The sequence below is a fragment of the Rhizobium sp. BK196 genome (genome assembly GCF_014193255.1).
Classification (GTDB): Bacteria; Pseudomonadota; Alphaproteobacteria; order Rhizobiales; family Rhizobiaceae; genus Rhizobium.
Map to the genome: position 1 here is coordinate 1,154,681 of NZ_JACHZB010000001.1, position 22,417 is coordinate 1,177,097.

Below are 22,417 nucleotides of genomic sequence, written 5' to 3' on the forward strand. Positions count from 1 at the left end.
GATTTATACCTTCTCGACTTCCGGCCGCCCGAGAATACCCGTCGGCTTGAAGATCAGCACGAATGCAAGGATGGCGAAGGTAGCGACATCCTTATAGGCAATCGTGAAATAGGCCGACCAAAGGGATTCTATAAGGCCGATCATCAGTCCGCCAAGAACGGCGCCCGGCAGAGAGCCGATGCCGCCGAGAACGGCTGCGGTGAAGGCCTTGACGCCCGGGACAAAACCGTCCGCGAAGGACGCGACACCGTAATACATAAGGTACATCGTGCCGGCGACGGCTGCGAGTGCAGCACCCATTATGAAGGTAATGGAGATCGTCTGATCAACATTGACTCCGAGGAGAGCCGCCATTTTGCGGTCCTGTTCGGTGGCGCGCTGGGCGCGTCCGAGTGCCGTTCTGTTGACGATGTACCAGAAAGCGGCGAGCAGGACCACCGTGATGACGACGATGATGATCTGCTTCAACGAGATAGACAGGCCGCCGATATTATAAACCGTGCCGACAAGCGGCGGGATCGGCTTGTTGCGCGGGCCCTGCGTGACCTGGATGAAGTTCGACAGCGTGATCGACATGCCGATCGCAGTAATCAGCGGTGCCAGGCGGAAAGAACCGCGCAGCGGGCGGTAGGCGACACGCTCGATCGTCCAATTCCACAAGCTCGTCATCAGCATCGCAATCACAAGCATCGCCAGCAGCAGAACGGCTACCGGAAGACCTGCGAAGATGGATGTGAGAACGAGAAAGACGATAAGAGCAGCGAAACCACCAAGCATGAAAATATCGCCATGGGCGAAGTTGATCATGCCGATAATGCCGTAAACCATCGTATAGCCAATAGCCACAAGGCCATAGATGGATCCGAGAGTCAGCCCGTTGAAGAGCTGCTGGACGAAATACTCCATATGTCATTTCCCCTGGATGCGAACCAAATTTAAGTTGCATCTCTTATTGATTTTATCGCTCCTGCTTTCACAGGAGCCTCTAACTCGCATTGCATAGCGGTTTCGTTGGAAATGTGAAGACAAAAAGGATTTATTACGTCAGAATCTTGGGCAAACAGGCTTAAATGGCGTAATTCAAACCAAAATCCACACAAAAGCGGCATCGGTTGGCAAATTTTTAGCCAGAGCAGCTTCCGGCGCTTCATCTCTCGTCCTCAAATCAGGCCGGCGGCGTTCGCTTTGTGCGTAAATCGTTCCACAAATAGGGAACTTGAAGAAATTCCAAACTAGCAGATGCTATAAATTGCAAATGTCATTTCTGGGTAAATGCTGGTCACGCGCTTTATGCGAACCCGCGAACCCGTGCTATGTTGGGCATTCCAGCAAGGGTGCGGCAACATCCTATTACTCACTATATATAGGGTGGTGTCTCAAGACGAAGTTATGGGCGAATGGCAGGAATATGCTGAAGACATTTGAACGCGCAGCCCTCGAAGCCGGCAAGGCCATTATAGAAGTCTTCTGCAACGGCTGCCCGGTAGAAATGAAGGCCGATGAAAGTCCGGTGACATCCGCCGACCGGGAGGCTGAGCGAATCATACTGACGCATCTGGAGCGCGATTTCCCTAAAATCCCTGTCATCGCCGAAGAATCGGTAGCTGCTGGCAAGGTGCCCGATATTGCCGGAAAGTCATTCTTCCTCGTCGATCCCTTAGATGGAACCCGCGAATTCCTGGATAAGCGCCAGGAGTTCACCGTCAATATCGCCTATGTGGAAAATGGCATCCCGGTCGTTGGCATCGTCTATGCCCCGGCCCTCGGCGTCGCTTTTTCCGGCGAGCGCGGAAATGCAGAGAAGCTGGTGATCGACGACGAATTTGCGATAACTCAGAGAATGCCGATCAACGTGCGCAAACAGCCGGCAGAGGGCATGGCGCTCGCGAGCTTTCGGCATGACAGCCCTGAAACCGGCCTCTTTCTCGCCAGGCATGCGATCTCCAAATGCACCAATATCGGTTCGTCTCTCAAATTCTGCCTGCTGGCAGAAGGCAAGGCCGATGTCTACCCACGCTTCACCCGCACCATGGAATGGGATACCGCGGCCGGCGATGCAGTGTTGCGCGCAGCCGGCGGATCGACTGTCACGATGGACGGCCAACCGCTCATCTACGGTAAAACCGGCGCGGCTGCCGATTTCGACTTCGCAAATCCCCATTTCGTGTCCTGGGGCGGCGAGAAGCCTGCGTTCGAACAGGCTTAGCGATCGCCGAAAATTGGCTGAGCTGAGCAACATCAGGACCAGACTGGCCTCTGGTCGGGAGATCCCCCACTAATCGTTCAGGCTTCACTTTTGATTCGCAGCCGCGCCCGATTCCTTTTCCCGCGCATCCTCTTCGACTGTCGCCGCCGACGTCGTGTGACTTCGGTAACATCGCGCCTACGACAGACACAATTATGGTATTCAAGCCATAATTTCAGATGACCGGTTCCCGCAGCATCCGCCCAGTCTCATTGCGGCACAATAGCCGCCAGATTCGAGCCCGGCCGGACCGGGATTGCTGTGGATCTGCCGGGAATGGAGCGTTTTGGCGCGGTGTAAGCCGTGGCGATCACACCTTCCCGTCTGCCGTCCCAAATCGGCCAAGCACATAAGATTGCTAATAAAAACCCCGGTTGAAAATTAAAACTCCTGATTTTGCATAAACTTAACGCAACTGCGAAGTTTGCTGCGATGCGAAATTTCTCTGGACTCGGTTAAACAAATGTCGCAAATTTAGGATGTAGTAGGGTTAAACGTCGCCTAACACCGTAGCGCCTTAATCTGGCGCTAACCAAGCCAGCGAATGACACCGCCGAAAGCTTCAACGTCCCAAGCTTCGAAATCCAAAGCTTCAAAATACAAAGGGTAGATCCTTGAGCGTCATGGACCTTAACAAGAGTATTTCTGAAGAGAGCTTTCGCGTTGCCCCTGTTCGTCAGGTCAACGCGAGGTTCCCTGTTGCCGCACTCGACAGCATCGCCACCCCGCCCGCCTCCGTGCAGTTCGCGCTGAAGCGGGCCTTCGATATTGTCGCCGCGGTCAGCGCCCTCATCGTGCTGGCGCCGCTTCTTCTCGTCGTCGCCGCCCTGATCAAGATGGACAGTCCCGGTCCGGTGCTCTTCAAGCAGACCCGCTGGGGCAAGAACTGCCGGGCCATCAAGGTCTACAAGTTCCGCTCGATGCGCACGGACATGCAAGATGTCACCGGCGTTGCCCAGACCGTGAAGAACGATCCGCGCGTCACCCGTGTCGGCGCTTTCCTGCGCCGCTCCAACATCGACGAGCTGCCGCAGCTTCTCAACGTGCTGAAGGGCGACATGTCGGTCGTCGGACCGCGCTGCCATGCAATCGGCATGCGTGCCGGCGGCATGCTCTACGAAGAGCTGGTTCCGGAATATCATCACCGCCACGCCATGCGGCCCGGCATCACCGGTCTGGCGCAGATGCGCGGCCTGCGCGGCCCGACCGACCGCCCGGCCAAGGCACGCGCCCGCATCGCCAGCGACCTCCACTATGTCGAGAACTTCTCGCTGCTGATGGATATCCGCATCATCATCGGAACGCTGATTTCCGAACTGAACGGCGGCAAAGGCTTCTGATTGGAAAGAAGACGGTATCGGCTGTTACAGCAGCCGATACCGGAATGCCCGGGCGACCGCCTGCATGCGGTTGACCGAATCCAGCTTGCGCATCGCGCTCTTCAGATATCCCACCACCGTATGCGACGACAGATCGAGAATGATCGCAATCTCGTCGCTGCTCTTGCCCGCAGCCGACCAGCGCAAGCATTCGATCTCCCGCCGGGTGAGGCTTTCCGAGGGCCGGTCTTGCGGCTTCTCGTCGCTCGCCAGCCTGTCCAGAAGCTCCATGCACCCATAAACCAGCGCCATCGCTGCATCCCGGCAAGGCATGCCACCCGATCCCGAAAACGCGAAGATGTATTGTTTCAGGTCAGCGTCGTGAAGCGCGAACGCGAACGTTTGCTTCAGGCCGTGCATCTGAAACATTGCGTTCAGACGGCGGTTTTCCTGATTCGCTGCAGTGCCGCCAAAAGGCCCCTCTTCGCAGAAAACAGGCATGATCGTGCGCTTCATGGCGGCGACCAGCTTGCTACAATAGAAGAGGTCCGCCTCCTCGTAAAAGTTGACGAGACTCTGCGGCCAGTTGCTGATCACTTTGTTTTCGAGAAAGGCCGTCCGGTCCCCGCGCGGGAATACGGAAAACAGGTGGAATTCGAATCCGGCGGCTTTCGTCAGCTCATCCAGGCGGCTTGCACCGTCGACAGTAGAAATGCCCGCAGAACAGGGCCTGAACACTGAAAATGCGGTATCATCGGCGCAGTCGCGGACTGCGCGTTCACGTCTCTTCATTCTCTCGTTCCTTCACGGGCCTGGCTTCGGCTCGGCCTCGCAACCAGCCGCGGATCGGACGCGCCGGACGATCAGGAAAGACGCTATGTGCCTCGCATCCGAAGGATACGAACCATTCAAATGGCGAGCTTTATGATACTGCGAGAAGAACGAAGACGAAGTCTTTGCGCTCATACTTATGTTGCAGCGCTTATAAGATTGTCCGGGGGAAACATCTAACATTTATTCCGCATGGCTCCCATGCAGCCGTATCAAATTGACGTAGCGGCAGGAGTCCGCAAATCAGGCCCTAGCGCAGCGTCTAAAGTTGTTATCAAAGTCTTACGATGCGTTTAGGCAATTTTTAAATGTGGCAAGTTAGAGTGGCGCCCGTGGTCTTGCGTTGTGTAGAGAGTCCAATGACCGAAATGATACGTCCCCGAGTGAAATATGTCATCGGCCCCGATGGCAGCCCCCTGACGATTGCGGATCTTCCGCCGCCGAATACGCGGCGCTGGGTCATCCGCCGGAAGGCAGAGGTTGTCGCGGCTGTTCGCGGTGGCCTGTTGAGCTTGGAAGAAGCTTGTGAGCGTTACACGCTCACTGTCGAAGAATTCCTTTCCTGGCAGTCGTCTATCAACAGCCACGGTCTTGCCGGCCTGCGCACCACGCGCATCCAGCAGTACCGCCACTGATCCCACTCCATTCGAGTTGATTATTTCGGGCCGGACGCATTTCCCTTGAGGGAATGAAGAAGGCCCGAAATCATTGCCGAGGTCGCGCACGGGTCTGCATAAACCTGTTCGCAGGTCCCGGCGATCGATGCCGCAATCACCATCACGGCGGCGGTACGACGGTGCGATAAAACAGGCTGCCGCCGGCAGCCATGGATTAAGCGGCGATTCCGGTCACTTTCAAAACCGCCAATACGATTGCGTAACCAGTGCCGCCCCGCCCACTCACCCATTCCGGAGTGACGACACGATTTCTGGCGGTGACGCCGTCTCATCGAAGAACCAGAACCTCTCGAAGCGAGATGAGCGGCAGCGCGAGGCCAAGCGCCAGAAGGCGCCGCGCGAGCGGGACCAGCGAGAGCCCGTTCAATCCTCTCCGTTTGAACACACTGTCTCCTGCCGCCGCGGTTGGCATGCCGACGCCGCCATGTCACGTTCCCGATCACATATTCGAATTCGTCAGGAGATAGAGATGGATATCAGAATTGAGGAAACCACTTCCGGCGGCCGCTATGTTGCGGCGCTGGAAGGCCATGAAGCGGAAATGACCTATTCCCGCACATCGCCGAAACTCATCATCATCGATCACACAGGGGTACCGGATGCTTTACGCGGCAAGGGCGTCGGCCAGGCGCTCGCCCTTCATGCGATCGAGACGGCTCGCGAGGGCGGCTGGAAGATCATCCCGCTGTGCCCCTTCTTCAAATCACAAGCGCAACGCCATCCGGAATGGAATGACGTGGTAAATTGAGGGCAGCCGTCATAGATGGAAACTCCAAAAGCCATGCATGACGGACACCGCGCCCGTCATGCATGGCTTCTGTGGTTTATACCCAAGGCGCCGGGACCGGCGCCTGCAATGTTCGTCAGGCCCGGACGCGAACTGCGCCGTCGCGCTCTTCGAGCGCCGTTGCCCTGGCATATTCCGCCTGCATTTCCTCGAGCGCCAGTTCCAGCGCCTCCTCCTGGACCTTCAGTTCCTTGATCGAAACCTGAAGATTGTCGGCGCGCTGACGTGCAGCCTTCGCGAAGGTCGGATATGCAAAGTGATTCGGATCGGAAATACCGGACTTCTTTTCCTCGACGACGATCTGGCTCTCCAGATCCTTCGTCATCCGTTCAAATTCGGACATCATCATCTGCAACTGCTGCAACTGACGACGTTTTTCGTTAACCTGAAACTCTTTCAGGCGAACGAGGCTCTCACGCGACTTCATACGCATTACTCCCGTGATGCGAGACCCCGGCTCAACTAGAAACCGCCCTTGCGCGCCGCTTTGACACGGTTTGCCGAAAAATTTCCTGCGATATTAACAAAAACCTACCGCTGGTAACCTTTCGTTTACGGGCATCGTTAATGATAGGCCCGATGATTTAAGGCTCGGTAAATGCCAGGACAGGAACCCGAACCTTTTCATTAGCGAGTCGGATGAATCACTTAGCTTGATTTCTTAATGTCAAAGTTGAGAAGCAGGTTCAGAGATTCTCATTGGAAAACAGAGAAATGGAAAAATTATTTAATAAATTCGATATTCCTTGCCAGAGTGAATTAGAATTTGTTAACCATTTCGTGGCAGCTTCCAAATCACGTAGCTTATTCGGTATCGCGTAGGGGGCCATGCCACCTTTCGGCGGCGGTAAAGGGGATAATTATGCGGGTACTACTCATCGAGGATGACAGCGCTACGGCGCAGAGCATCGAACTGATGCTCAAATCTGAGAGTTTTAATGTGTATACGACAGATCTCGGCGAAGAAGGCGTGGATCTGGGCAAGTTGTATGACTACGATATCATCCTTCTCGATCTGAACCTTCCCGACATGTCCGGATACGAAGTGCTGCGCACTCTCCGCCTGTCGAAGGTCAAGACGCCGATCCTCATCCTCTCGGGCATGGCCGGCATCGAAGACAAGGTTCGTGGCCTCGGCTTCGGCGCCGACGACTACATGACCAAGCCGTTCCACAAGGACGAACTCGTCGCCCGTATCCACGCGATTGTTCGCCGGTCCAAGGGCCATGCCCAGTCGGTCATCATCACGGGCGAGCTCATCGTCAACCTCGACGCCAAGACCGTCGAAGTCGGCGGCCAGCGCGTTCACCTGACGGGCAAAGAATATCAGATGCTGGAGCTTCTCTCGCTCCGCAAGGGCACCACGCTCACCAAGGAAATGTTCCTGAACCACCTCTATGGCGGTATGGACGAGCCGGAGCTGAAGATCATCGACGTCTTCATCTGCAAGCTGCGCAAGAAGCTCGCAAATGCTGCCGGCGGCGCCAACTATATCGAAACCGTCTGGGGACGTGGCTATGTGCTGCGCGAGCCCGACGGCGCCGAATACGCCGAAACCGCCTGATCCGCCGAAATCCCCTTATCCTTAAAATCCCGCCTGCGTGGCGGGATTTTTGTTTTGGCGCCGCCATCTCCAAAATAAAAAGCCGCCCAGGAGGACGGCTCACGTTGACGATTTGCGCGACTGCTCAGGCGGCGATTGCGCGATTTCCGAACACGGCGGTGAGTATCTTGCGATCGAAGGGCTTCAACAGGAAGTCGGTGGCCCCCGCCCGCTTGCCGGCCATCAGTTTCTTCAGGTCGGCCTCGATGACGCAATAATAGATCTTCACCTCTTTGCCGCCGTCCATGGCGCGAATGGCGGCGATGAGATCGAGCGCTCCTTCCATACCTGAATCGACGATCAGATATTCGGGAAGCTCGGCCTGGCAGCGTTGCAGCGCCTCCTCGGCGTTCGAAGCTTCGCTGACCAGAAAATCGAGTTCGGAAAGGATTCGCTTGCCGACCTTGCGAACGATGTCCGAACTGTCGGTGATCATGAATCTCTGCATGGCGCTCCTGACCCCTCGCTGTCTCCGTCGAGGGCCTTCTCTAACCTTCGAGCATAGGTTGATCAGGCTAAAGAATCGTTACCACCGCGATCAGCAATCGGAGAATTACGCGGCAGCGATCTTGGCGGTGAAGACGATCTCTTCGGCGCTAACCGCGTGATCCAGAACCATGCCGCATTCTTCGGCCAGCAGTACGGTATAGTAAGGCTGGATCGAATGCGCATCGATTGCCTCTTCGACGGTGCCGGTGGCGATTTCGACGTATTTCGGCGGCACGCGCATCAGCTTGCCCTTGGCGACGAGCTTGAAGCTCGCATCGAATTCCGGATTTTCCAGGGTGATTTCCAGATTGCCGCCACGCGGAATGGAAGAATATGCGACCAGGAAGAGGTTCAGGAGCAGCTTGACCCTGTTCTTGGCGACGATCGCGCGCGGACCGTTCCAGGTTACCTCGGTCTTCTTTTCGGCCATCGCGAAGTCCTTGGCTGCACGTTCGGCCTCGCCGGTATCGATCGAGGCGCCGACGGAACCGGATGCGCCAAAGGCAAGGCGTGCGAATTTGAGACGGACCGAAGCATTGAGGGCGCTCGTGCGGATAAGATCCATCGCGTCCGAATCTGCTCCGCCCTCGTCGAGAAGCTCCAGGCCGTTGTTGATCGCGCCGACGGGCGAGATCACATCATGACACACACGACTGCAAAGAAGTGCTGCCAGGTCCGGGCCGGACAGGGTGAGATTCGGATTCTTGGACATCATCGTCTCCTGAGGGCGGCAGTGTCATTCCGCCCGGTAGTGTGCCTGATCAAAATTGCGCGAAGTTTGCGACCGTACTCGCCGCCATAATGACACCATATTTGGTAAACCGATTGTTAAGACGATCGGCGCAAAATGCATCAAATGCCAATGCCCCCGACAATGACGAATGGATGACATCATGCGCCTCCAATTTCTGGGAAGATTTATCGGCTTCTGCAGGTTGCTGACCGCTATCATGGTATCGTCGGTAATCGTTACCGGACAGGCCGCAGCCCAGCAGAACAACGGCCAGTACACGATGCAGGAAATCGTCGATGCCGGTCATTCCTTCTTCGGCGAAACCAGTGGCGGCCTTGCCAAAGTCGTTGAAAGCGCCTTCCAGAAATACGGCCTGCCGAACGGCTATATTCTCGGTCAGGAAGGCGGAGGCGCGTTCATTGCCGGCCTCACCTATGGCGAAGGCCAGCTCAATACCAAGAATGCTGGCGAACATCCGCTTTACTGGCAGGGTCCATCTCTCGGCATCGACTATGGTGGCCAGGGCTCCCGCGTCATGATGCTGGTCTACGACCTTCCGTCCATCGACTCCATCTATGCACGTTTCGGCGGCGTCAGCGGCTCGGCCTATGTCATTGCCGGCTTCGGCATGACGCTTCTGAAGAACAACAATGTTCTCGTCGTTCCGATCCGCACCGGTATCGGCGCCCGCCTCGGCATCAATGTCGGCTATCTGAAGGTCACCCCGAACCCGACCTGGAACCCCTTTTGAAAAGCTGAAATCAGCGCTACTATCCCTGGGAATATGGTCTTACCGGTGCCCGCAGCCTTGTCGATGTGCCCCCTGCGTGCTTAATCAACCGGACTGACCCGTATCAACCTTTGAATCGATGGCCGTGCCGTGATCGAATATGCTCTTTTGTTCGGATTGGGCTTCCTGACCGCGGCCTTTCTCGTCTTTCTGGTTTCGCCCGCCGTCCATCGCCGCATCGTCTGGTATACGGAAAACCGCCTCAAGGCGACGATGCCGCTGAGCCCGCAGGAAGTGCGGGCGCAGAAGGACATGGCACGCGCCCTCTACGCCGCCGAAAACGCCCGCACCGCGCAGGACCTGCACCGCGAACGCGAGAAGTCGCTCTCCCTGCAGCTTCGCCACGACGCACTCGCCGTCGATGCCGGCAGGCTTGCCTCTGAACTCAATGAGGCGCGCGCACAGATCGGCGAAATGCAGGTAGAGGCCGCCGAGCAGCGCTCCCATCTGCGCAAGGACGAGAACTATATCAGCCAGTTGAAGACGAGCCTGCATATTGCCGAACAGGCCGGCTCCAACAAGGATAGTGAGCTGGAAACGCTGCGGGCGCGGCTTTCCAAGATCACGGAACAGGCCAACAACCTGAAGATCGACCTTGCCGCGCGTGAGACCGAGGCGGAGAACCTGAAGTTCCGCGCCAATGCCCTGCGCGACGAACGCGATACGATGCGCCAGGACGTCACCGTACTGCAGAAGCGCGCCAAGGACGCCGAACAGAAGCTCAGCCAGCAGCAGCACATGGTCATTCGCCTGGAAGACAGAGCCGCCCGTGAGGCCGCCTCTGCCGCGGACAAGGAAGCCCTGCTCGGCCGCCGTCAGCAGGAAATCGCCAAACTGAAGGATCAGCTGAAGGCTGCAAATGCCGAACTTCGCAAGGCCGCCAAGGTCCTGCGTGATGCCGGCCTCTCGAAAGCTATTGTCGATCTGGGCGCCGACACAACCAACGAAGCAGAAACCTCTGAACTTGATCTCGCTGCTATCACAGAGCAGATGAGCGATAATGCGCGCCGGCGCAGTGCGGCACTTGCCGACCACCTGCAGAAGGCAAGAAACAACACCGGTCGTGATGGCGCCCTTCGCGAGGAAATCACCTCGATCGCCGCCAGCGTCGTGGCGCTCACTGCGCTCAAGGAAGGCTCATCTTCTCCGATCCGGTCCCTTCTGCCTGAAGGCGGGGAGAAGAAAGCACCGAACGACCGCGTGAACCTCGCTGACCGCGCAGCTGCGATCATCGCCGATCCGCAGCGCTGATCCTCGTCAGATCCGTGCCATCGCCGAAGATATGGCAAAGAGCGCAATGCCCGTCGCCGTCGCCACGTTGAGACTGTCCAGCCCATCAGATTGCGGAATGCGCGCACTGCGGAAACGGGAAAGCACCGCCTCCGGCAGCCCCTCGCCCTCAGTGCCGACGACGAGCGCCATGCGATTGGAGGCCGGTATCTGCCGGATATCGGCTTCGCCGCGGGGCGAAAGCGTCCAGATTGCAAAGCCGCGCTCGGCAAGACCAGAGAGAAGAGCGAGCGCATCGCCGCCGCGATGGTAGGGCATGCTCAGGACCGAGCCGACCGAAACGCGCAGTGCCTTGCGGTAGAGCGGGTCGCAGCAGGTCTCATCAAGAAGGATCGCATCCGCCTTGAAGGCAGCGGCGTTGCGGAACATCGACCCGGCATTGTCGTGATTGGAAATGCCGCAGCCGACGAGAACCAGCGCCTCCTCGGGTAGCGCATCGAGAAGCATGGTTTCCGTCGTCTGCACGCGGCGACCGAGTGCAAGCACGCCGCGATGCATGTTGAAGCCGACGATACCATCGAGAACATCGGCGTCGGCCACATAAACGGGTACGTCTTTCGGAAAACGCTTGAGAATCTCCGCCACGCCGTCGAGCCGATTGCGGAGCAGCAAGATTTTCTCGGCTGAAAATCCTCTACCAGCCACATGCGCATCGGCGAGCATGCGCAGCACGACTGTACCCTCGGCGATGAAGCGGCTCTGCCGGCCCGTCAGGTCGCGCTCGCGAATATCACGAAACTCCGCGATCCGCAGATCGTCCGGGGTTTCGATCGTGAGGGGCTGTCCGGCCATACCGGCTCAATTGCCCGTCAGGGTAATGTCAGCCACGATGCGACTTGTTTTGATATCGAAGACCAAGGCCTTGCGCTTGCCATCGACCGCTGTGCCGTAAAACAGGATCTGTCCGCCCGAAAGCGATGTCTGCTCGATCTTGAAGCCGAGCGGCAGCGAGGCCGTCGAACTCACCGGCGCGTCGGAGGGAACACCGGAAGAGCCTGCGGACGTTGCAGTCTGCGAAGGTTCGGTACGCGTCACCTTGTAGACAACAGCGCCGAAGACCGCCATAAGGCTCACGAACATGATGGCGCCCGAGACGATCTGCAGGCGAACCATCTTGCGCCGGACACTTTCCATAGCCGGATCAAGAGGCTTTTCTTCCTGCTCATCGTCGGCTGGCTCGAATTTCGTCATCTATGGCGTCCCGTTCTAAAAATACGTCGGAGAAGAAGCGTCTTGAGCGACCCCTTTAAACAAGCAGATGACAATAGAAAAGTCCTGACCGCCGATGAGACAGCCGAAGGCCGCCTCGACGCCTGGCTGACCGCGCAGGTCGGCGAGGAATTTTCCCGCAGCCGCATCAAAGCGCTGATCAAAGATGGTCAGGTCTTTTTGAAGGGTGCGCCGATTACCGATCCTCAAAAGAAGGTGCGAGCCGGCGACAGCTACGAGATCATCCTGCCTGAACCGGAAGACCCGGCGCCAAAGGGCGAGGACATCCCACTCGATATCCTCTACGAGGATGATGACGTCATCGTCATCTCCAAGCCCGCTGGTCTCGTCGTCCATCCCGGTCCCGGCAACTGGACCGGTACGCTCGTTAACGCGCTGATCTACCATTGCGGCGACACCCTCTCCGGCATCGGCGGCGTGCGCCGCCCCGGCATCGTTCACCGCCTCGACAAGGATACGACCGGTGTCATGGTCGTCGCCAAGAACGATATGGCACATCGCCATCTCTCGCTGCAGTTCGCCGACCACGGCCGCACCATGCCGCTGGAACGCGCCTATCAGGCGATCGTCTGGGGTCGTCCGCGCTCGCTCTCGGGCACGATCGACGCACCGCTCGGCCGCGCCACCGGCGACCGCACCCGCCGTGCCGTCAAGCGCCCCGAAAACGAGAGTGCCGACGAGGCGATCACCCATTACGAAGTGCTCGAGCGCTTCCACGAAAGCCCGGATGCCAGTGCGCTTGCCTCGCTCGTCGAATGCCACCTGGAAACCGGCCGCACGCATCAGATCCGTGTCCATATGGCCCATATCGGCCATCCGCTGCTCGGTGATACCGTGTATGGCGCCGGCTTCAAGACCAAGGCCAATCTTCTGCCCGACGAGGCCGGCAAGATCGTCAAGGCTTTCGACCGACAGGCGCTGCACGCCTTCATGCTGCAGTTCGAGCATCCGCGCACCGGCGAAGTGATGCATTTCGAAGTGCCGCTGCCGGTCGATATGGTGGAGCTTGCCGAGGCGCTGCGAAGCTGAGATCAGGCTTCGCTATTTCTTGGCGCCGGCGCCCAGGACCCGATGAGTGGCATTGTCGAGAGCATGGCTCGTGTCGCGCCCGTCCTGCGCCAGCCCCCTCGCGGTATTTCCGCAGGACGAAAGAGCGGCCGAAATTGAAAGCAGCAGGATGGCGGCAAAGGCTGGTCTGATCATCTGGTCCCCCTCGTGAAAGCGGCTGGGCAAGAGTACCGCCGCCACTGGAAAAATGCGGCAGCCGCCAATAAAATCAATGCCTCTGGTTGGCTCTGGCAAAAGCCGGATAACGCTCTCGTGAACGCCGAAGCGGCCTTGAATCCCTGTTTCGCCATACTTATCTGTAAATAGACTTATTGCGGGCTTGGAGAGAGCCGCATGTCCCGGTTTGCCTTTAACGCGAGGGCGCGTTCCATCGGGAACCGGAATCCATATAAGGAGGGTGCATCATGGCCCGAAATAACTTGCCGTCCATTACCGCCGGCGAAGCCGGTCTCAATCGTTATCTCGACGAAATCCGCAAATTCCCGATGCTGGAGCCGCAGGAAGAGTATATGCTCGCCAAGCGTTACTCCGAGCACGGCGATCGCGACGCCGCACACAGGCTCGTCACCAGCCACCTTCGCCTCGTCGCGAAGATTGCCATGGGCTATCGCGGCTACGGCCTGCCGATCGGTGAAGTCGTTTCCGAAGGTAACGTCGGCCTCATGCAGGCCGTCAAGAAGTTCGATCCGGAACGCGGTTTCCGCCTTGCCACATACGCCATGTGGTGGATCAAGGCCTCGATCCAGGAATATATCCTGCGTTCGTGGTCCCTGGTAAAGATGGGCACGACCGCCAACCAGAAGCGCCTGTTTTTCAACCTGCGCCGCCTGAAGGGCCGTATCCAGGCCATCGACGAAGGCGACCTGAAGCCGGAGCATGTGACCGAGATCGCGACAAAGCTGAACGTCTCCGAGGAAGAGGTGGTTTCGATGAACCGCCGCCTTTCCGGCGACGCATCGCTGAACGCCCCCATCAAGGCCTCCGAAGGCGACAGCGGCCAATGGCAGGATTGGCTCGTGGACGACCACGACAGCCAGGAAGACGTGCTGATCGAGCAGGACGAGCTCGACACCCGTCGCCGTATGCTGTCGAAGGCCATGAGCGTGCTGAACGACCGCGAACGCCGCATCTTCGAGGCACGCCGCCTCGCCGAAGATCCGGTGACGCTGGAAGACCTTTCGGCTGAGTTCGACATCAGCCGCGAGCGTGTCCGCCAGATTGAAGTCCGCGCCTTTGAAAAGGTGCAGGATGCGGTTCGCAAGGAAGCGCTGGAGCGTGCCAAAGCCGTGCGTGTGGTCGAAGCCACAGCATAAGCCGTTGTCCGTATGATATGAAAAAGGCGGGTCCTTGCGGCCCGCCTTTTGTTATGCATGATTTCTCGGGGCTCCGGACTTGACCTCACTGGCTGGTCGAGAGATCTCCGAGCGCCGTCCATTCCTTGATCGCCGTACCGAAGGCATTCCCCCCAGTGGCACCCTTCTGCATGGTCAGCAGCGCCCGGCGGCCGTTGCGATAAGTGATCGGAACATCAATCCAGTCGCGGGTGGCGAGCAGGTCCAGGTTGGCCTTGCGCGCGTCCGGATAGTCGTTGAGCGCGATCATGTGGAAATCGTCGGTAATCTTGGCCGGCACCGCAATCAACGGATCGCCGCGGTCCTGTTCCGTGCGCTTCATCGAAATGCGCTGAACGCTGTCGATGCTGCCGCCTTCGAAATTCGGCGGAACCGAGAAGACGATTTCCACGAGATGGCTTGCCGGCAGCGACGGGTCGGAATTGCGCTTGAAGGTCAGGAGTGCCGAAAGATTGCGCTCTGGCACGGTGACGTTGCCCTGCACCGTAGCTTCCTGGCGGCCGCCCTGCCCGGCTTCATGCTGCACGGTCCAGACAACTGATCCTTCGATTGCCGTTGGCGAGCTTTCACCAATCCGCTCTTCATAGAGGAACATCTTTTCTGTAGCACCGACAGGCGTGTTCTGCGCCGCGGGTGCCGCAACCGGGCCATTCGGCGTCAGGTTTTCCGCAGGCGCGGCATCGGACTGGACGCTCGGCGTGCTGGTATCGGCTGCAGCAACGTTCTGCTCGGCAACCGACTTGCCTTCCGCTGTCGGCGTTCCCGGCACTGCTGCCGGGCCGTTATCGACCTCGGTGCCATCGGCAAGCAGCCGCTGGGTGAACTTGGCATTGGCAGCCGATCCGTCCAGCGAGGCAACTTCCTGGTTGGGTCGCGCCGGCGGCCTGGCGGCACTCTGATCTGTTGGCTGGCTCGCGGCCGGCGTGCTGTTCTGCTGCGCGGGAGACGTCGCAGGATCGTCGCGCACGGCCTGCGACGGTGCGGAGCTGACGAGACCGTCGACCATTTCCATGACAGCTTCGCGGTTCATCCAGCCGGCATAAGCGCCACCGCCAAGAACGCCCAGCGTCACGAGGATCGCCAGAATCGTGCCGATGCCGAAGCGGCGGCGTTTCGGCTCCATGCGAAAGTTCTTGCCCTGCAGCTTGGAAGCGACGATCTGGTCGAGATCCATCGGCGGATTGCTGTCGTCGTCATCGGTGACAGCGTTCGGCCGGTCATAGCCACGCAGCGCACGCGCCTCACGCCAGCCCTCACCGGGAGCTGTCGGTTGGGGTGTCGCAGAACCATTGCCGGCATGTACTTCCGCAAAGATATCGACATCGTCGAAATGCGCGGCAGCTGGTGTCTTCTTGCCCGTGCCGGCCTCGATCGGCGGCAGATCGTCGAAAGCGGCCGCCTCCCAGGAAAAGTTTTCCTTGGCGGCCGGCATGACTACCGGCGAAGCACTGTTTGCGAGCGTCGAAACCTCATCGAAAGCGCGTGCCGAAGCATCGGCGGGAACGGCGGGCGCGGCCTCGGCAAAGGAATGGAGTTCTTCCCGCGCCCATTCAGTCTCGGCTTCCTGCGGTAGAGGAGCTGGCGTCTCGGCAACCGGTTCGGACCACATGCGATCGAAATGCGCCGCCGCATCCATTGCGACCGGCTCTTCGCGCGTATGCTCGATGAAGTCGCTGGTTTGCGGCTGCGATTGCGGTTCGAAATCGGCCATCGGCTCGACCAGCCGATTGGACGCACGGTCAATGCCGCGTGGAATCGGCTGATGGTCCTCTTCGCGCTGAAGCTCTTCCTCCACCTCATGGGCGGATTCGGCTACCGGCTCGGCTGCGACTTCGTCCGGCCGTGGTTCTTCCGGATAATATTCCTCCCCCGGCTCATGAGCGCGCTCGGGCTCGGCATGAACTTCTGCCTGCTCCGGGGCGCGCCATTCTTCTGCAGGCGTTTCTTCCTCATGAGGCGGATGCCATTCAGCATGCTCGGGCACCGCCTCTTCGGCGGGAACGGCCTCTTGAACGACCTCTTCGGCCTCAGCAGGCTGCTCATAGACGGGATGCTCCGCATCCTCTTGTTCGTGACTTTCGTGGTCAGGTGCCTCAGCAACAGGGGCCGTCTCTGCTGCAGGCTCATGCTCCAGCGCAGGCTCCTCGTGGACTTCAGGTTCGGGAGCGACTGCGATCGGCTCCTCGACAGGCACCGCTTCCGAGTGTTCGCCCTCGACTTCGCGGATTGCGGCCTCAAGCTTGTCGAGCTGGCGTTGCAGCATTGCTTCCGGCGGACGCGGCTTCATGTTCTCGAGCTGCCGCTGCACCGCGCCGCGCGCACGCTCGTAGACCTTCACCCGCATCTCGGGCGTATTTTCAGACAGGCCGTCGACTGCCCGCCGAATAACTGCAATAAAATCCGCCATCAGTACTTTCTCAAGAAGTCCGGCATGCTCCCGAACGGTCGCCTTAGGTGACCCGCGACATTAATCCTCAAACGGATCGGTCACAAGTATGGTGTCGTCACGCTCGGGGCTGGTGGAAAGAAGCGCGACAGGCGCGCCGATCAGCTCTTCGACCTGGCGAACATATTTGATCGCCTGCGCCGGCAGATCCGCCCAACTGCGGGCACCGACCGTTGATCCCTTCCAGCCTTCCAGCGTGATGTAGATCGGCTCGACACGAGCCTGAGCCGCCTGGCTTGCCGGAAGATGGTCGATCTGGTCGCCATCGAGCATGTAACCGACGCAGATCTTCAATTCATCAAGGCCATCGAGCACATCGAGCTTGGTGAGCGCGATGCCGCTGATGCCGTTGGTGGCGACCGACTGGCGCACGAGTGCGGCGTCGAACCAGCCGCAACGGCGCTTGCGGCCCGTCACCGTGCCGAACTCATGGCCCTTCTCACCGAGGAACTGACCGATCTCGTCCGTCAACTCGGTCGGGAACGGACCTTCGCCGACTCGCGTCGTATAGGCCTTGGTGATGCCGAGGATATAGCCGAGCGAACCCGGACCCATGCCCGAACCGGCAGCGGCCTGGCCGGCCACCGTGTTGGACGAGGTCACGAAGGGATAGGTGCCATGATCGATATCGAGCAGGCTGCCCTGCGCACCTTCGAAAAGGATGCGGGCCCCCTTGCGGCGCTCTCTGTCGAGGAAAAGCCAGACCGTATCGCGGAAGGGCAGCACGCGGTCCGCGATCGAGGTCAGCTCGTCCATGATCGTCTGGTGGCTGACTTCGGCAACGCCGAGACCGCGGCGGAGTGCGTTGTGGTGTGTCAAAATGCGGTCGACCTTGCCTGGCAGGGCTTCGAGGTCCGCAAGGTCCATGACGCGGATGGCGCGGCGGCCGACCTTGTCTTCATAGGCCGGGCCGATGCCGCGGCGGGTCGTGCCAATCTTGGTGCCGCTGTTGGAAGCTGCATCTTCGCGATAGGCATCGAGCTCGCGGTGCAAAGAAAGGATGAGGGTCGCGTTGTCGGCGATGCGCAGGTTCTCAGGCGTCACCTTCACGCCCTGTGCTTCCAGCCGGCCGATCTCGGCGATCAACGCATGCGGATCGACCACAACACCGTTGCCGATGACCGCCATCTTGCCGGGGCGTACGACGCCGGAAGGCAGCAGCGAGAGCTTGTAGCTCGTGCCGTCGATGACGAGCGTATGGCCTGCATTGTGTCCGCCCTGATAGCGCACAACAATATCGGCGCGCTCCGAAAGCCAATCGACAATCTTGCCCTTGCCTTCGTCGCCCCACTGCGAACCGACCACGACCACGTTCGTCATCAAACTCTTCCTGTTACCGGCGGAGAACCGCACACCTGCTCAAACCCGCGCATCTATAAAGCTTTGTTTTTGGGAAAGCGACCCTGTTGTCACAGCAGATTCGGCTTTTTACGTGACAAATCAGCCGCCGGCAGGCTAAGCCCGATCACAAAAGCCGCCAGAGACGAAAAAGACGGAAAGAGCACCTTGCAAGCAACAGCCTATATCTGCCTCGTCGTTGCAACTCTCTGCTGGGGCGGCAATGCGGTCGCAGGCAAGCTCGCGCTCGGTCATGTCAGCCCGATGATGCTGACCTTCCTGCGCTGGTTCCTGGCCGTCGTACTGATCGCCGCAATCTCGCTGCCGCAGTTGAGGAAGGACTGGCCGGTGGTGCGCAGGAACCTGCCTCTCCTCTTCTTCTATGGCGTCATCGGCTACACGACTTTCAACGCGATGCTCTATTCGGCTGTCCAATACACGACGGCGATCAATGTCGCGATCGAGCAGGCCGGCATTCCCATGCTGATCTTCCTGCTGAATTTCGTCTTTTTCCGCACCGGCGTCTCGCTGGCCCAGATTATCGGCTTCGGCATGACCCTCGTCGGCGTCGCGCTGACGGCTGCCCATGGCGATCTCGCGACGCTCCTGCAGCTCAACTTGAACCGCGGCGATGGCCTAATGCTGATCGCGGTGGCAGCCTATTCCGTCTATACGATCTTTCTGCGCTGGAAGCCCATCGTCGACTGGCGCACGCTGATGGCGATCCCGGCACTCGGCGCGGCCCTGACTGCCTTGCCGCTGCTTTTTTGGGAAGCCTCCCGCGGCGCGGCTCAATGGCCGGATGGCGAAGGCTGGGCGATTGCCTTCTACACGGCAATCTTCGCCTCCCTGCTGGCGCAAATACTCTACATCAGGGGCGTCGAGGAGATTGGCGCCAATCGCGCCGGCCTGTTCATCAACCTCGTCCCGGTTTTCGGCACGCTGCTGTCCGTCGCCCTGCTCGGCGAAACCCTGCAGCTTTTCCACATGATTGCCTTGGTGCTGACCCTCGGCGGCATCGCCATCGCTGAAAAAGGGCGGCCGAAGTCGGCTGCGCCCACCGTGGCGGCTTCGCCTGTCGACTAACCAAGCTCCAGCGTCGTGACGCCATAGACGTTTTTCAGCGGGATTTCCGGCGCCGGACCGCGATACATGCGCGCGGTTTCCATGACTGGCTCGAGCCCTACGCTTTCTGCAAGTGCAATCGCCTCGGCATTGGCGGCGGGGATATCGATATAGATCGACGCGCCGTGTGCCTGCGGAATGAGGCCCGCCAGAAGGGCCGCAGCGCTATCTGCGTCGCTGGCAAAAAGCGGGCCGATCTTGTAGCCCTCATAACAGCGGCGGATCGTCCCGTAACCGCGGATCTTGCCGCTCCTGCGCACGACGAGCGAGCTGCGCCCCTTGCGGGCCGTGCACCAGGCAGCAAGGAAAGCGGCACGGGGCTGCGGAAAGATACTGCTGTCATAGCGCAGCAGACCTTCGAGCCGCGCATCCGGAACCGGCTGCGCGGCGAGTGACGATTGCGGCACCGATGCCGGCACGCCGCCATAGCGGATCGTGCGATAGGCAAGCTCGAAACCGGCTCTGCGATAGGCTGCCTGCTGGGCCGCAACGCCATCGAGGCCGACCGTACGGTCTCCTGCCGAAGCGATGCCGGCATTCCAGATCGCCTTGCCGAAGCCTTGGCCGCGGAACTCCGGATGCACGATATAAAGACCGAGAAAGGCGAAATTGTCGCCATATTTGACGACGGAGATAGAACCGACCGGCACCTCACCGATGGCACCGACAAAAAATCCGGAAGGATCGGCTTCGTGGAATGCGATCGCATCGTCGAGGCCGGGATTCCAGCCTTCCTGGCGTGCCCATTCCAGCGCGAGCTCCAGTTCGCCGGGCCGCATCGAACGAACGGCAAATTCCGAATTCATGCAACCTTCCCAGATTGAAACCCGCTAGTCCATTCCGCCATGCGCCAAGCAATCGTCGAGTCGATTGCCGCAGCGCTCAGACCGGTCATGATGAACTCACGTTCACGGCTTGAACGATGCGTATCGTCGTTTTGAAATGTAATGCAATGCAAAAGAACTTCGATCCCGCCTTACCATGAAACAATGTAATTGCAATCTCAAGAAAATTACTGCGCCCGCAGGATCCTTCCGGCGAGTGCAAATCGAAAGACTGCAGTATCTAGTATTTAAACCCTAGCGCAGAAATTGACCCAACGCTTCGGCAGTACCGATAGTCTGGGCAGCCTGGCTGAGAACGCTGTCGAAAACGAAGCTGACGACGATGGTCAGCTGCCGCGAATAGGCCTTGAGCTGGGGGAGCCTGCTATCCACCTGTAACGGAGCACGCAGAGCAAAGGGCACGTTCGGGCGAACGAAACCGGCGCTCGTTGTCAACGGCTCCTCAGGCAGATGGCCGATAGCCGAGGTGTATATGAGATCGCGGCCGAAGCCGCCCGGGCCGAAGGCAAAGGCCGGCTGGCTCGCAGCCGATATTGTGATTGCGAGTGCGGCGGCGAGAAGAAGTTTGCTCATCTTAAAGTCCCCGTTTCCGTTCGGTCGGCGATTTCCGCCTGGCCGTAGCGACGGTCGCATCTGTCCATGCCCGGCCGCTTTCATGAGGGTCACTCTACATGCCGGTATTTGCGGGCTTTTTAAGTCGATCCGTACAATTTTATTGAAACGCGATTTTTTAGACTGTCTCTGTTCCGATAGAAAACAATCTTTACCATACGCCTTGACGGTATTTTCGCATCCTTACTTTTAAGGTGCCGCAAAACGAAACAGGGACAAAAACAATGCACGAAGTTCCAGTTAAATCCCGGATTATCCAGAACGTCTATTTCAGCCAGGAAGACGGGCGCTTGCGCATCCGCTTCCGCAACGGCGAAGAGCGCCTGTTCGACGGCGTACCGGCCAGCGACGTCAGCACCATGGTGGCGGCGCCCTCTCCGGGCCAGTATTATATCGACCGGATTAGAACACGGTATCGCCGTATCGCGGCCTGACAGACTTCGATCGCTGCATCGGAGCGGCCTTAATCGATTGTGCCTTGCTCCGGTCGAGATCGATTGCCACATCAACGCGAGCCTTATAAATGATGACTTCCATTGTCCGAGGTCTCGCGAACTGACGATGCCGTCGTCCGATCAGAACATGAAACTGGCGCCGCAGCCGCGAAACGGCCGCGCCGTCATGTGGCTGCTGATTGTTCTGTCCGTTTCAATTGTCGGGGCAACGGTGCTGCTGTCGAATGACATGCGGCATCTGAAGTCACTGGCTCACTCCTTCGGTATAGAGCTTTTCCCGCCCGCGGCACCCCCACCTCCTCCGCCACCTAAGATCTTCCGCCGCACCGAACCCGTCAGCATCAAGATCGCGCCGCGCATGTTCGATCCGCCGCAGCCGGCGCTTGCGGGCGCTTTCCTGCGCACCTGGCGGATTTCCGGCCCTGTCATGTGCGAGGCGCTGCGCTCAGCCGGCGTCGAAACCAGCGAATGGGCGGAAACGGCCTTCAATTCCGATACGTTCGAATGTTCCTACGAACATGTCTACAAGAAGGAGAAGGAGCATGTCGTCAGCTCGCTCTTCCTCGTCGTGCGCGGCAATGGCAGAGGCATGATTACAAGCATGCGCGTGAAACTCGTCGGTCCCGCGACCGACAGTAACGGGCAGCTTGATCCGGCCATATTGCGCATCTTCGAAACCATGCTGACGCAACCGGCGTGGCTGGATTTCCATGATGCGCTGACGGCAATCCGCAATCTCAGGAATGTGAAGGAGGAAGGCTTCGGTGCCCTCATCAACTTCACCCAGGAATATTCGCGGTCGGGCGCCTTCAACTTCACGCTCCTGCTTCAGGAGAGCTCCGCCCAACAGCGCCGCACGAAGGATTACTTTTCCCCGAAGACCTGGCTGCCCGCGCCTGATCCCTCCTGGCAAGTGCCGGAACTCATCTTCTGGCGACGCGCCTGATCAATTCGCTGACAACGAGTTGCGGCCGCGTGCCCCCTCATCCAACCTAATCGCATCGACCAGCGAGGCGATTAGGTTGGAGGCGCTTGCGCCATTGCAGGGCGTGCTCCATTTTCATGGCGATGGCCGATAAGCCGATAATATAGTGCGTCAAACTTCAGACGCATTTAACTCAAAATAGGTGCGGCTCAACTCTTTCGATCCTTGACTCGAATCGGCCAGAGATTAGCTTTGAA

At 58.9% G+C, this 22,417-nt stretch carries 24 protein-coding genes; 12 read left to right on the forward strand and 12 right to left on the reverse strand.

The features are described from left to right. Positions 1 to 3: 3 nt before the first annotated feature. Positions 4 to 906 carry a branched-chain amino acid ABC transporter permease LivH gene (locus FHT78_RS05985; protein WP_183741559.1) on the reverse strand — a complete coding sequence of 301 codons (903 nt, stop codon included), beginning with the start codon at positions 904 to 906 and terminating at the stop codon, positions 4 to 6. Positions 907 to 1,408: 502 nt separating this feature from the next. On the opposite strand from FHT78_RS05985, the gene cysQ reads away from it, so the two are divergent. Beyond that, the gene (gene cysQ, locus FHT78_RS05990) at positions 1,409 to 2,206 is read left to right on the forward strand and encodes a 3'(2'),5'-bisphosphate nucleotidase CysQ (RefSeq protein ID WP_183741561.1); all 798 of its coding nucleotides are present in this window, start codon (positions 1,409 to 1,411) and stop codon (positions 2,204 to 2,206) included. 653 nt (positions 2,207 to 2,859) lie between these two features. After that, positions 2,860 to 3,585 (forward strand): sugar transferase, encoded by a 726-nt coding sequence (locus FHT78_RS05995; protein ID WP_183741563.1) that lies wholly within the window; start codon positions 2,860 to 2,862, stop codon positions 3,583 to 3,585. 24 nt (positions 3,586 to 3,609) lie between these two features. Here FHT78_RS05995 and FHT78_RS06000 read toward each other — a convergent pair whose 3' ends face one another. Next, on the reverse strand, positions 3,610 to 4,356 hold the full coding sequence (locus tag FHT78_RS06000; protein WP_183741565.1) for a LuxR C-terminal-related transcriptional regulator: 747 nt from the start codon (positions 4,354 to 4,356) through the stop codon (positions 3,610 to 3,612). A gap of 398 nt (positions 4,357 to 4,754) precedes the next feature. Between FHT78_RS06000 and FHT78_RS06005 the strand changes: the two genes are divergently transcribed. Both FHT78_RS06005 and FHT78_RS06015 read left to right on the forward strand, forming a co-directional pair. Further along, positions 4,755 to 5,030 (forward strand): DUF1153 domain-containing protein, encoded by a 276-nt coding sequence (locus FHT78_RS06005; protein ID WP_007533628.1) that lies wholly within the window; start codon positions 4,755 to 4,757, stop codon positions 5,028 to 5,030. A gap of 511 nt (positions 5,031 to 5,541) precedes the next feature. Further along, on the forward strand, positions 5,542 to 5,820 hold the full coding sequence (locus tag FHT78_RS06015; RefSeq protein WP_183741566.1) for a GNAT family N-acetyltransferase: 279 nt from the start codon (positions 5,542 to 5,544) through the stop codon (positions 5,818 to 5,820). 115 nt (positions 5,821 to 5,935) lie between these two features. Here FHT78_RS06015 and FHT78_RS06020 read toward each other — a convergent pair whose 3' ends face one another. Next, entirely contained in the window at positions 5,936 to 6,286 is a 351-nt protein-coding gene (locus FHT78_RS06020; RefSeq protein ID WP_007815190.1) for a hypothetical protein, read from the reverse strand. A gap of 435 nt (positions 6,287 to 6,721) precedes the next feature. Between FHT78_RS06020 and ctrA the strand changes: the two genes are divergently transcribed. Next, positions 6,722 to 7,423 (forward strand): cell cycle two-component system response regulator CtrA, encoded by a 702-nt coding sequence (gene ctrA / locus FHT78_RS06025; RefSeq protein ID WP_007815188.1) that lies wholly within the window; start codon positions 6,722 to 6,724, stop codon positions 7,421 to 7,423. Positions 7,424 to 7,547: 124 nt separating this feature from the next. Here the strand turns inward: ctrA and FHT78_RS06030 are convergent, their stop codons facing one another. Both FHT78_RS06030 and FHT78_RS06035 read right to left on the reverse strand, forming a co-directional pair. Continuing rightward, the gene (locus tag FHT78_RS06030; protein ID WP_112562834.1) at positions 7,548 to 7,910 is read right to left on the reverse strand and encodes a response regulator; all 363 of its coding nucleotides are present in this window, start codon (positions 7,908 to 7,910) and stop codon (positions 7,548 to 7,550) included. Between the two features lie 105 nt (positions 7,911 to 8,015). Then, complete coding sequence (locus FHT78_RS06035; RefSeq protein ID WP_183741568.1) at positions 8,016 to 8,663, reverse strand: histidine phosphotransferase family protein; 648 nt, start codon at positions 8,661 to 8,663, stop codon at positions 8,016 to 8,018. 181 nt (positions 8,664 to 8,844) lie between these two features. On the opposite strand from FHT78_RS06035, the gene FHT78_RS06040 reads away from it, so the two are divergent. Next, positions 8,845 to 9,435, forward strand: coding sequence for an EipA family protein (locus FHT78_RS06040; RefSeq protein WP_183741570.1), 591 nt, complete (start codon positions 8,845 to 8,847; stop codon positions 9,433 to 9,435). A 129-nt stretch (positions 9,436 to 9,564) separates the two neighbouring features. After that, positions 9,565 to 10,725, forward strand: coding sequence for a hypothetical protein (locus FHT78_RS06045; protein ID WP_183741572.1), 1,161 nt, complete (start codon positions 9,565 to 9,567; stop codon positions 10,723 to 10,725). Positions 10,726 to 10,731: 6 nt separating this feature from the next. Here FHT78_RS06045 and FHT78_RS06050 read toward each other — a convergent pair whose 3' ends face one another. Both FHT78_RS06050 and FHT78_RS06055 read right to left on the reverse strand, forming a co-directional pair. Continuing rightward, the gene (locus FHT78_RS06050) at positions 10,732 to 11,556 is read right to left on the reverse strand and encodes an RNA methyltransferase (protein WP_183741574.1); all 825 of its coding nucleotides are present in this window, start codon (positions 11,554 to 11,556) and stop codon (positions 10,732 to 10,734) included. Positions 11,557 to 11,562: 6 nt separating this feature from the next. Next, the gene (locus FHT78_RS06055) at positions 11,563 to 11,955 is read right to left on the reverse strand and encodes a hypothetical protein (RefSeq protein WP_183741576.1); all 393 of its coding nucleotides are present in this window, start codon (positions 11,953 to 11,955) and stop codon (positions 11,563 to 11,565) included. A gap of 42 nt (positions 11,956 to 11,997) precedes the next feature. On the opposite strand from FHT78_RS06055, the gene FHT78_RS06060 reads away from it, so the two are divergent. Next, positions 11,998 to 13,023 (forward strand): RluA family pseudouridine synthase, encoded by a 1,026-nt coding sequence (locus tag FHT78_RS06060; protein ID WP_183741578.1) that lies wholly within the window; start codon positions 11,998 to 12,000, stop codon positions 13,021 to 13,023. Between the two features lie 12 nt (positions 13,024 to 13,035). Here FHT78_RS06060 and FHT78_RS06065 read toward each other — a convergent pair whose 3' ends face one another. Continuing rightward, positions 13,036 to 13,197: an entericidin gene (locus FHT78_RS06065; protein ID WP_183741580.1), complete on the reverse strand. Its 162-nt coding sequence runs from the start codon at positions 13,195 to 13,197 to the stop codon at positions 13,036 to 13,038. A 269-nt stretch (positions 13,198 to 13,466) separates the two neighbouring features. Here FHT78_RS06065 and rpoH point away from each other — a divergent pair, with 269 nt between their 5' ends. Next, the gene (gene rpoH / locus FHT78_RS06070) at positions 13,467 to 14,375 is read left to right on the forward strand and encodes an RNA polymerase sigma factor RpoH (protein ID WP_183741582.1); all 909 of its coding nucleotides are present in this window, start codon (positions 13,467 to 13,469) and stop codon (positions 14,373 to 14,375) included. 85 nt (positions 14,376 to 14,460) lie between these two features. Here the strand turns inward: rpoH and FHT78_RS06075 are convergent, their stop codons facing one another. Both FHT78_RS06075 and FHT78_RS06080 read right to left on the reverse strand, forming a co-directional pair. Then, a complete protein-coding gene (locus FHT78_RS06075) occupies positions 14,461 to 16,821 on the reverse strand; it encodes a hypothetical protein (protein WP_183741584.1) in 2,361 nt (786 codons plus the stop codon). Positions 16,822 to 16,881: 60 nt separating this feature from the next. After that, positions 16,882 to 18,180, reverse strand: coding sequence for an adenylosuccinate synthase (locus tag FHT78_RS06080; protein ID WP_183741586.1), 1,299 nt, complete (start codon positions 18,178 to 18,180; stop codon positions 16,882 to 16,884). A gap of 186 nt (positions 18,181 to 18,366) precedes the next feature. Between FHT78_RS06080 and FHT78_RS06085 the strand changes: the two genes are divergently transcribed. Then, entirely contained in the window at positions 18,367 to 19,284 is a 918-nt protein-coding gene (locus FHT78_RS06085) for a DMT family transporter (RefSeq protein WP_183741588.1), read from the forward strand. On the opposite strand, the gene FHT78_RS06090 is transcribed toward FHT78_RS06085, so the two are convergent. Both FHT78_RS06090 and FHT78_RS06095 read right to left on the reverse strand, forming a co-directional pair. After that, complete coding sequence (locus FHT78_RS06090) at positions 19,281 to 20,129, reverse strand: GNAT family N-acetyltransferase (protein WP_183741590.1); 849 nt, start codon at positions 20,127 to 20,129, stop codon at positions 19,281 to 19,283. The genes FHT78_RS06085 and FHT78_RS06090 overlap by 4 nt on opposite strands. A gap of 273 nt (positions 20,130 to 20,402) precedes the next feature. After that, positions 20,403 to 20,741 carry a hypothetical protein gene (locus FHT78_RS06095; RefSeq protein WP_183741591.1) on the reverse strand — a complete coding sequence of 113 codons (339 nt, stop codon included), beginning with the start codon at positions 20,739 to 20,741 and terminating at the stop codon, positions 20,403 to 20,405. A 263-nt stretch (positions 20,742 to 21,004) separates the two neighbouring features. Between FHT78_RS06095 and FHT78_RS06100 the strand changes: the two genes are divergently transcribed. Beyond that, a complete protein-coding gene (locus FHT78_RS06100; protein WP_183741593.1) occupies positions 21,005 to 21,214 on the forward strand; it encodes a KTSC domain-containing protein in 210 nt (69 codons plus the stop codon). Between the two features lie 127 nt (positions 21,215 to 21,341). Then, on the forward strand, positions 21,342 to 22,181 hold the full coding sequence (locus tag FHT78_RS06105; RefSeq protein WP_183741595.1) for a DUF6030 family protein: 840 nt from the start codon (positions 21,342 to 21,344) through the stop codon (positions 22,179 to 22,181). Positions 22,182 to 22,417: the final 236 nt, after the last annotated feature.

Bases quoted from the DNA above. Each gene is read 5' to 3' on its own strand.
- FHT78_RS05985 (WP_183741559.1), bottom strand. From the start codon at position 906: ATGGAGTATTTCGTCCAGCAGCTCTTCAACGGGCTGACTCTCGGATCC.
- FHT78_RS06005 (WP_007533628.1), top strand. From the start codon at position 4,755: ATGACCGAAATGATACGTCCCCGAGTGAAATATGTCATCGGCCCCGAT.
- FHT78_RS06100 (WP_183741593.1), top strand. From the start codon at position 21,005: ATGCACGAAGTTCCAGTTAAATCCCGGATTATCCAGAACGTCTATTTC.
- FHT78_RS06065 (WP_183741580.1), bottom strand. From the start codon at position 13,197: ATGATCAGACCAGCCTTTGCCGCCATCCTGCTGCTTTCAATTTCGGCC.
- FHT78_RS06000 (WP_183741565.1), bottom strand. From the start codon at position 4,356: ATGAAGAGACGTGAACGCGCAGTCCGCGACTGCGCCGATGATACCGCA.
- FHT78_RS06015 (WP_183741566.1), top strand. From the start codon at position 5,542: ATGGATATCAGAATTGAGGAAACCACTTCCGGCGGCCGCTATGTTGCG.
- rpoH (WP_183741582.1), top strand. From the start codon at position 13,467: ATGGCCCGAAATAACTTGCCGTCCATTACCGCCGGCGAAGCCGGTCTC.
- FHT78_RS06090 (WP_183741590.1), bottom strand. From the start codon at position 20,129: ATGAATTCGGAATTTGCCGTTCGTTCGATGCGGCCCGGCGAACTGGAG.
- ctrA (WP_007815188.1), top strand. From the start codon at position 6,722: ATGCGGGTACTACTCATCGAGGATGACAGCGCTACGGCGCAGAGCATC.
- FHT78_RS06020 (WP_007815190.1), bottom strand. From the start codon at position 6,286: ATGAAGTCGCGTGAGAGCCTCGTTCGCCTGAAAGAGTTTCAGGTTAAC.
- FHT78_RS06105 (WP_183741595.1), top strand. From the start codon at position 21,342: ATGCCGTCGTCCGATCAGAACATGAAACTGGCGCCGCAGCCGCGAAAC.
- cysQ (WP_183741561.1), top strand. From the start codon at position 1,409: ATGCTGAAGACATTTGAACGCGCAGCCCTCGAAGCCGGCAAGGCCATT.
- FHT78_RS06095 (WP_183741591.1), bottom strand. From the start codon at position 20,741: ATGAGCAAACTTCTTCTCGCCGCCGCACTCGCAATCACAATATCGGCT.
- FHT78_RS06040 (WP_183741570.1), top strand. From the start codon at position 8,845: ATGCGCCTCCAATTTCTGGGAAGATTTATCGGCTTCTGCAGGTTGCTG.
- FHT78_RS06055 (WP_183741576.1), bottom strand. From the start codon at position 11,955: ATGACGAAATTCGAGCCAGCCGACGATGAGCAGGAAGAAAAGCCTCTT.
- FHT78_RS06080 (WP_183741586.1), bottom strand. From the start codon at position 18,180: ATGACGAACGTGGTCGTGGTCGGTTCGCAGTGGGGCGACGAAGGCAAG.
- FHT78_RS06035 (WP_183741568.1), bottom strand. From the start codon at position 8,663: ATGTCCAAGAATCCGAATCTCACCCTGTCCGGCCCGGACCTGGCAGCA.
- FHT78_RS06050 (WP_183741574.1), bottom strand. From the start codon at position 11,556: ATGGCCGGACAGCCCCTCACGATCGAAACCCCGGACGATCTGCGGATC.
- FHT78_RS06030 (WP_112562834.1), bottom strand. From the start codon at position 7,910: ATGCAGAGATTCATGATCACCGACAGTTCGGACATCGTTCGCAAGGTC.
- FHT78_RS06075 (WP_183741584.1), bottom strand. From the start codon at position 16,821: ATGGCGGATTTTATTGCAGTTATTCGGCGGGCAGTCGACGGCCTGTCT.